The sequence below is a fragment of the uncultured Amaricoccus sp. genome (assembly GCF_937858865.1).
Lineage (GTDB): Bacteria > Pseudomonadota > Alphaproteobacteria > Rhodobacterales > Rhodobacteraceae > Amaricoccus.
Genome location: NZ_CALLYO010000559.1, coordinates 1 through 6348 on the forward strand (window position 1 = coordinate 1; position 6348 = coordinate 6348).

The 6348-nt window shown below is 68.9% G+C and carries 7 protein-coding genes; 1 reads left to right on the forward strand and 6 read right to left on the reverse strand.

What is annotated here, in order from left to right; genetic code table 11:
- The 6 genes from Q0112_RS16555 to Q0112_RS16580 form a co-directional block, all read right to left on the reverse strand.
- On the reverse strand, positions 1 to 478 hold a 478-nt coding region (locus tag Q0112_RS16555), incomplete at its 3' end, for a Crp/Fnr family transcriptional regulator (protein WP_297977087.1).
- 43 nt (positions 479 to 521) lie between these two features.
- Positions 522 to 2027, reverse strand: coding sequence for a tripartite tricarboxylate transporter permease (locus Q0112_RS16560; protein WP_297977088.1), 1506 nt, complete (start codon positions 2025 to 2027; stop codon positions 522 to 524).
- Positions 2028 to 2029: 2 nt separating this feature from the next.
- Positions 2030 to 2491 carry a tripartite tricarboxylate transporter TctB family protein gene (locus tag Q0112_RS16565; protein WP_297977089.1) on the reverse strand — a complete coding sequence of 154 codons (462 nt, stop codon included), beginning with the start codon at positions 2489 to 2491 and terminating at the stop codon, positions 2030 to 2032.
- A gap of 25 nt (positions 2492 to 2516) precedes the next feature.
- Positions 2517 to 3485, reverse strand: a complete 969-nt coding sequence (locus Q0112_RS16570; RefSeq protein WP_297977091.1) for a tripartite tricarboxylate transporter substrate-binding protein — start codon at positions 3483 to 3485, stop codon at positions 2517 to 2519.
- Positions 3486 to 3729: 244 nt separating this feature from the next.
- Complete coding sequence (gene ctrA / locus Q0112_RS16575; RefSeq protein ID WP_297977092.1) at positions 3730 to 4443, reverse strand: response regulator transcription factor CtrA; 714 nt, start codon at positions 4441 to 4443, stop codon at positions 3730 to 3732.
- Between the two features lie 103 nt (positions 4444 to 4546).
- On the reverse strand, positions 4547 to 4825 hold the full coding sequence (locus tag Q0112_RS16580) for a DUF1153 domain-containing protein (RefSeq protein WP_297977093.1): 279 nt from the start codon (positions 4823 to 4825) through the stop codon (positions 4547 to 4549).
- Positions 4826 to 4958: 133 nt separating this feature from the next.
- Between Q0112_RS16580 and mnmA the strand changes: the two genes are divergently transcribed.
- Positions 4959 to 6122, forward strand: a complete 1164-nt coding sequence (gene mnmA / locus Q0112_RS16585; protein ID WP_297977094.1) for a tRNA 2-thiouridine(34) synthase MnmA — start codon at positions 4959 to 4961, stop codon at positions 6120 to 6122.
- The last annotated feature ends 226 nt before the right edge of the window (positions 6123 to 6348 follow it).

Here is a 6348-nt window from a genome sequence, read left to right on the forward strand (position 1 = left end):
TCTTGGCGAGGCGGCCGGGCAGGTCGGAGAAGGCGAGGTCGGCGATATGGGCGTCGGCGCTGCGCAGGCGGCCGCAGATCACGCGGAGGACGGCCTCGGCGAGCTTCCAGTTGTGCTCGAGGAGCGGGAGGAAGTCGCGCCGCTCGAAGGCCCAGAGGGTGCAGTCGGTGGCGGCGGTGGCATCGGCCGAGCGGGGGCCGCCGTCGAGTAGCGCGATCTCGCCGAAGACCGCGCCGGGGCCGAGCTCGGCGAGGAGGAAGCTGCGCCCCTCGGGCGTCGGATAGCCGATCCGCACGGTGCCGGAGCGCACCAGCATCATCGACGTGCCGGGGTCGTCCTGCACGAAGATGGTGCCGCCGGCGTGCCAGGAACGGGCGTGGGCGGCGGCGATGAAGCGGTCGCGCTCGGCGGGGCCGAGCAGCGGGAAGAGAAAGGAGTGGCTGAGCGCCTCGGTGATCTCGCTGCGGGATTCCGCCACCGTTCGTCCTCCTGCCGAACGAATCGGGGCGAATGCTACTCCCTCAGTCCTCCTCGACGAAGACCTCGTCGCGCTTGCGCCGGACGGATGGCAGGACGGCGACGATGAGCGCGGCGACCGAGAGCGCTAGCAGGACGGCGGAAATCGGGCGGGTGACGAAGATCGTCGGATCGCCGCGCGAGAGGATCATCGCCCGGCGCAGGTGCTCCTCGAGGAGCGGGCCGAGGACGAAGCCGAGCAGGAGCGGCGCCGGCTCGCAGCCGAGCTTGACGAGCACGTAGCCGAGGATGCCGAAGAGGGCGATGCCGTAGACGTCGAAGTTGTTCGAGGCGATGGCGTAGCAGCCGACGCTGGCGAAGATGACGATGGCCGGGAAGAGGACGCGATAGGGAACCGTCAGCAGCTTCACCCAGAGGCCGATCAGCGGCAGGTTCAGCAGGACCAGCATCAGGTTGCCGACCCACATCGAGACGATGATGCCCCAGAAGAGCGCCGGCTGGTCGTTGATGACGTTGGGGCCGGGGGTGATGCCCTGGATGATGAAGGCGCCGATCATCAGTGCCATCACCGGATGCGCCGGGATGCCGAGGGTGAGGAGCGGGATGAAGGAGGTCTGCGCCGCGGCGTTGTTGGCGCTCTCGGGGCCGGCGACGCCCTCGATCGCGCCGTGGCCGAACTCGGCCGGGTTCTTGGCGACGCGCTTCTCGATCGAGTAGGAGGCGAAGGAGGAGAGGACGTGCCCGCCGCCGGGCAGGACGCCGAGGGCGGAGCCGAGGGCGGTGCCGCGCAAGACGGGAGCGGCGATGCGGCGGAACTGCTCGCCGGTCAGCCAGAGGTTCGAGACCCGCTTCACCATCACGTCGCGGGTCGTCTCGGTCTCGAGATTGCGCAGGATCTCCGCGACGCCGAAGATGCCGACGGCGACGGAGACGAAGTTGATGCCGGAATAGAGCTCGAAGAAGCCGAAGGTGAAGCGCGGGGTGCCGGTGTAGATGTCCTGGCCGACCATGCCGAGGAGGAGCCCGAGCACGATCATCGCGAGCGCCTTCAGGATCGAGCCGTGCGCCAGCGCGATCGAGGCGACGAGGCCGAGGACGATGAGCGAGAAATATTCCGGCGGCCCGAAGCTCAGCGCGGCGCGGGCGAGCGGGGGGGCGGCGAGGACGAGGATGAAGGTGGCGACGGTGCCGGCGAAGAAGGAGCCGAGCGCGGCGGTGGCGAGCGCCGGCCCGGCCTGGCCCTTGCGCGCCATCTGGTAACCATCGATCGCCGTTACCGCGGAGGAACTCTCGCCGGGCAGGTTGATGAGGATGGCCGTGGTCGAGCCGCCATACTGCGCGCCGTAGTAGATGCCGGCGAGCATGATGAGGGCCGTCACCGGCTCGAATGAGAAGGTGATCGGCAGCAGCATCGCGATCGTCGCGGTCGGGCCGATGCCGGGCAGCACGCCGACGAGCGTGCCGAGCAGGACGCCGACGAAGCAGTAGAGCAGGTTGACCGGGGTGAGGGCGGTCTCGAAGCCGAGGCTGAGGTGGGCGAGGAGATCCATGTTCAGAACCTCAGCCAGGGGCCGACGACCGGGACCGAGAGCCCGAGGCCGTAGTGGAAGACGAGGATGCAGAGGACAGTCAGCGCCACCGCGACCGTGAGCGCGGCGACGGGGCCGTTCTGCCGGCTGGCGAGGGCGCTGAGCAGCCCCGCGCCGAAGACGCTCGGGGCGAGGCCGATGCCCTTGATCGTCGCCCCGAAGAAGACGAGGGCGCCGATGATGAAGGCGATGCCCCGCCAGGGTACCGGCCCGATCTCGCCCTCGGCGGCAGCGGCGGTGATCCCCTTGGCCATGATGGCGAGGCCGAGCACCGCGAGGGCGCCCGCGAGGACGAGCGGGAAATAGCCCGGCCCCATGCGAAGCGCCGTCCCGAGTGGGTAGCCGGACGCGGCATAGCCGAAGGCGGCGGCGATGCCGAGGAAGATCAGCCCCGACAGGATGTCCTTGAGCCCGGCGTGCTGCACGGGGGGCGCCTCGCGCGGCGCGGCGCTACTGCGCCTTGGCCCCCGCCGCCTCGATGAGCGGCTTCCAGAGCGCGATCTGCTCGGTGAGGGTGGTGGCGAGCGCCTCGGGCGTGGCCTCCTCGGCCGTCGCCGGTGCGGTGCCTAGTTCGGCGAAGCGAGTGGCGACGTTCGGGTCGGCGACGGCGGTCTTCAGCGCCGCGTTGAGCTTGTCGAGCGCCTCCTGCGGCGTGCCGGCGGGGGCGTAGAGCCCGTGCCAGATGCCGAGGGTGAAGTCGGGGAGCCCGGCCTCGGCGGTCGTCGGCAGGTCGGGCAGGCTGTCGAGCCGTTCGGGCGAGGTGACGGCGTAGGCCTTGACCTCGCCGCCGTGGATCTGGCCGGTGGTGTTGGTGGTCTGGTCGCACATGAAGTCGACCTGCCCGCCGATGAGGTCGGTCATCGCCGGGCCGGTGCCCTGGTAGGGGACGGTGACGAGCTCGACGTCGATCGCTGACATGAAGAGCATGCCGCAGAGGTGGCTCGCCGCGCCGATGCCGGCGTTGGCGTAGGTCACCGTGTCGGCGTTCTCCTTCACGTAGGCGATGAGTTCCTCGAGCGTGTTGGGCGGGAAGTCCTTGCGCGCAATGATCGTCATCGGGACGCTGGTGACGAGGCCGATGGGCGCGAAGTCCGCCGCCGGGTCGAAGGCGAGGTCGGGGTAGAGTGACGGCGCCGTCGACATGCCGATATGGTGGAGGAGAAGGGTGTAGCCGTCGGGCGCGGCTTTGGCGACCTGGGTGGCGCCGAGGGTGCCGCCGGCGCCGCCGACGTTCTGTACCACGATCTGCTGGCCGAGCGTCTTCGACATCGGCTCGGCGACGAGGCGGGTCACCGTGTCGGTCGGGCCGCCGGCGGAGAAGGGCACGACGATGGTGATCGGGCCGGTCGGATAGTCCTGGGCCACCGCCGCCGCCGAGGATAGGGCAAGGGCCGCCGCCGTGAGCGTCGCGAATCGCATGAGAACCTCCCGTTCGTCTTTCGCCCGGCATTCGTCGGCGCCGGGTCCCACGGGCGGATTGTTTGACCGGATGGGGGGACGAATCAAGTCTGAGCGGCCGCCGGGGGGCGAAAATCTCCTGTCGCGGCCGGGAGAAGGGGAGAAAGGGGCGACCCGCGCGGCGGGTCACCGAGTTCCTGAGGAGGGTTGGTCGTCGGTAATCGGAGGCACTCGGGACGCAAACGGGGTGCGGATGCGGGGGTGCCTAGGCCCCGACCGCCAGCCGGCGTTTCGCCTCGCTGCTCGCGGGATCGCGGAGGACGTAGCCGCGGCCCCAGACTGTCTCGATGTAGTTCTCGCCCCCGGTGGCCTCGGAGAGCTTCTTGCGGAGCTTGCAGATGAAGACGTCGATGATCTTCAGCTCCGGCTCGTCCATGCCGCCGTAGAGGTGGTTGAGGAACATCTCCTTGGTGAGGGTCGTGCCCTTCCTGAGGGAGAGGAGCTCCAGCATCTGGTATTCCTTGCCGGTCAGGTGCACCGGCTTGTCGTCGACCGCGACGGTCTTGGCGTCGAGGTTGACGGTGAACTTGCCCGTCGTGATCAGCGACTGGGCGTGGCCCTTGGAGCGGCGCACGATGGCGTGGATGCGCGCGATCAGCTCCTGGCGGTGGAACGGCTTGGTCATATAGTCGTCGGCGCCGAAGCCGAAGCCGCGCAGCTTGTTCTCGGTGTCGTCGGCGCCGGTGAGGATGAGGATCGGCGTCTCGACCTTGGCCATGCGCAGCTGGCGGAGCACGTCGTGCCCGTTCATGTCCGGCAGGTTGAGGTCGAGAAGGATCAGGTCGTAGTCGTAGAGCTTGGCGAGGTCGATGCCCTCTTCGCCGAGGTCCGTCGCGTAGACGTTGAGATTCGCGTTCTGGAGCATCAGTTCGATGCTCTTCGACGTCGTTGGATCGTCTTCCACGAGAAGGATGCGCATGACTGCTCTCCAATCTGACCGACCGGCCCATCGCTCATTGGCAACCAGTTAACGCCGGAACGGTTAACGACAGATTACGATAGTTGCTCCATACCAGCTCGCCTTAAAGTTGTCGATACTTCTGAATGGCGGTCACGCGCAGCGCGGAGGCGCCGTGCCGGCGGACCGCCGTGCGCCAGAGGTCGAGCTCCTCGTCGGACAGGTGGTACATGTTGCACGCCTCGCTCGCCTCGAGCAGGCCGAAGTCGACGGCGGCAACGACGGTCGCCTTGCGCCGGGCGACCCAGCGCTTGGTATTGACCGGTGGCAGATCGGATCTGGTCAGCTTGGAGCCGTCCGGCAGGACGACGTAGACGGGTCCCTTCTCACGACGGATGTACACAATCACACTCCCTTACTCGCACATCACCCACGCAACAGCTTCAAGGCCATCCCTTAAATGGCCGTGAACCAAGCCCTTGAGCCTGCAAAGGGTTTTACTATATTCCCCTGCATCCCTCAGGATGCCCCACGATATGCTTCTGCCACGAGACGCGGCGCCGCTCAATAGCCTTGGTTTACGCAAGGCCCCGGAGGACACCCGGGTCGTCGTGGCCATGTCGGGCGGGGTCGACAGTTCCGTCGTCGCGGCGATGCTCCGCGAGGAGGGCTACGACGTCGTCGGCGTCACGCTGCAGCTCTACGACCACGGCGCCGCCACCGCCCGCAAGGGTGCCTGCTGCGCCGGGCGCGACATCCACGACGCGCGCCGGGTGGCCGAGGCGATGGGCTTTCCGCACTACGTGCTCGACTACGAGGACCGCTTCCGGGCGAGCGTGGTTGAGGAGTTCGCCGACGCCTACCTCGCGGGGGCGACGCCGGTCCCCTGCATCCGGTGCAACGAGCGGGTGAAGTTCCGCGACCTGCTCGAGACGGCGCGTGACCTTTCCGCCGACTGCATGGCGACCGGCCACTATGTCCGGCGGGTCGACGGACCGCGCGGGCCCGAGCTGCACCGGGCCGCCGATCCGGCGCGCGACCAGAGCTATTTCCTCTTTCCGACCACACGCGAGCAGCTCGCCTACCTGCGCTTCCCGCTCGGCGGGCTGGCGTCCAAGGCCGAGACCCGCGCGCTCGCCGCGCGCTACGGGCTGGCGGTGGCGGAGAAGCCCGACAGCCAGGACATCTGCTTCGTGCCGAACGGCAGCTACGCGGCGGTGATCGAGAAACTGCGCCCCGGGGCGGCGGAGCCGGGCGAGATCGTCCATGTCGACGGCCGGGTGCTCGGCCGGCACGAGGGCGTGATTCGCTATACCGTCGGGCAGCGGCGCGGCCTCGGGATCGGCGGGGGCGAGCCGCTCTTCGTGGTGCGGCTCGACGCTGGGGCGCGGCGGGTCGTCGTCGGCCCGCGCGCCGCGCTCGCCAGCCGCTCGGTGGCCGTCGCCGAGGTGAACTGGCTGGGCGAGCGCCCCTTCGAGGAGGCGCCGGAGGGCGGCTGGGAGCTCGCCGTGCGGGTGCGCTCGACCCGGCCGCCCCGGCTTGCGCGCGTGCATCCGACCGGCCCGGCGACGGCGCGGGTGGAACTCCTCGCCCCGGAGGAGGGCGTGGCGCCTGGGCAGGCCTGCGTCTTCTACGCGCCCGACGGTACGCGCGTCTTCGGCGGCGGATGGATCGTGCGGGAGGGCTCGCTGCCGGCGTGATGCGGCCTCCGGCGGATGGAATCGGTCTCGAGGGGAATTCCGTTCGTGTTAACAGCGGCTTGGGGCGACTGGAATGAGGCTGGAAAGGGGCTGGAAAGCAGCCATACGAATTGCGGCTGTGACCAGAGGTTAAAAGCGTGATGACGTTATGCTGAAGCGTATCCGGCGTTGGTGAGGTAGTTTGCGCACTCCTGCGGGTCGAAGGTGTCGAGGAGGAGGCCGATGG